Below are 1,055 nucleotides of genomic sequence, written 5' to 3' on the forward strand. Positions count from 1 at the left end.
CAGTCCGTGATCATGGCAGGTTCAGAGTCGTCTCGCAGGGCTTTTGAGATGAGCTCTAAGAGAGGTCGTGCACTCGGGGGATGGGGTGTTCTCAGATCATGACTTCGGCTGAGATGATGCGGAGGTACGAAACTTCTCCTTCCCTTCAGAGCTGGGGAGTAGTCCTCGTTTCTTCTCGAACAGATATATCTCCCCTTGCGTTGATACGTATGGCGGTTACCCTAGGGGTGCACGAACACGACCGACCCCCGCCAACACACCTGGCGGGGGTCGGTTCACTTTCAGGTGTCAGCTCGTGCGGATCGCGTTGAGCAGGGCATTCCACTCGGGGAGCGGTACATCCAACTGGCCCAGATCGCGATTCTGGGTGTCTCGGATGCCAGTGGTCGAACCCTCGGAGACCTCGACGCAGTTTCCACCGCGCCCGTCGCTGTAGCTGCTCTTGTGCCACTGCTTGTTCATGATGTCAACAGTTCCTTCATCTTGCTGATCAGCTCGATCGTCGCCTGGGACGATAGCGCTTCGGCCTGCATCGCGCTGAAGAGGGTCAATGTCTCGTTGATGAGATCGGGAGACTCCAGGATCTCACCACCTACTGCGTGCTCTGCATAGAGCACCATCCGGCCCTTGGCCAGGGAGACCAGTCGGAAGGGCGCACACAAGCCCGGGTGGTTCTCCAAAGGGAGCACCTGCAACCGGATGCTGTTGTCTTCCACTAGATCCATGATCTTTTTGAGCTGGTCAGCGAGGATCTTCTCGGACCCGATCGGTCGACGTATCACGGCTTCGTCGACGACGAACCACAGCAGGCTTCCGCGATCCGTCAGGTCGCTGAGCCGAGCCATGCGAGCGGTGACAAGCTCCTCGACCTCCTCTTCGCTGGCCTGGGGCGTGCGTGCTTTGATCAGGACGCGGGCGTAGTCAGGAGTTTGGATCAGTCCTGGGAAGAGGATGGACTGATACTCCCGGATCTGCTCGGACTTGCGCTCAAGGGCTAAGAGCTCATCTCAAAAGCCCTGCGAGACGACTCTGAACCTGCCATGATCACGGACTGT

1 protein-coding gene and 1 pseudogene are annotated in these 1,055 nt (G+C 58.4%); both read right to left on the reverse strand.

The window, feature by feature from the left end; translation table 11 throughout:
• Nucleotides 1-288: 288 nt before the first annotated feature.
• Nucleotides 289-462, reverse strand: coding sequence for a DUF397 domain-containing protein (locus tag D451_RS27645; RefSeq protein WP_017536617.1), 174 nt, complete (start codon nt 460-462; stop codon nt 289-291).
• A pseudogene (locus D451_RS0126085) lies at nt 459-992 on the reverse strand (DUF5753 domain-containing protein); the annotation flags it as partial. The gene D451_RS27645 and the pseudogene D451_RS0126085, both read right to left, overlap by 4 nt.
• Nucleotides 993-1,055: the final 63 nt, after the last annotated feature.

Origin of the sequence: Nocardiopsis alba DSM 43377, from assembly GCF_000341225.1 — a bacterium.
GTDB classification, from domain to species: Bacteria; Actinomycetota; Actinomycetes; order Streptosporangiales; family Streptosporangiaceae; genus Nocardiopsis; species Nocardiopsis alba.

Coding starts and splice junctions, on each gene's coding strand:
- D451_RS27645 (WP_017536617.1), bottom strand. CDS start 462: ATGAACAAGCAGTGGCACAAGAGCAGCTACAGCGACGGGCGCGGTGGA.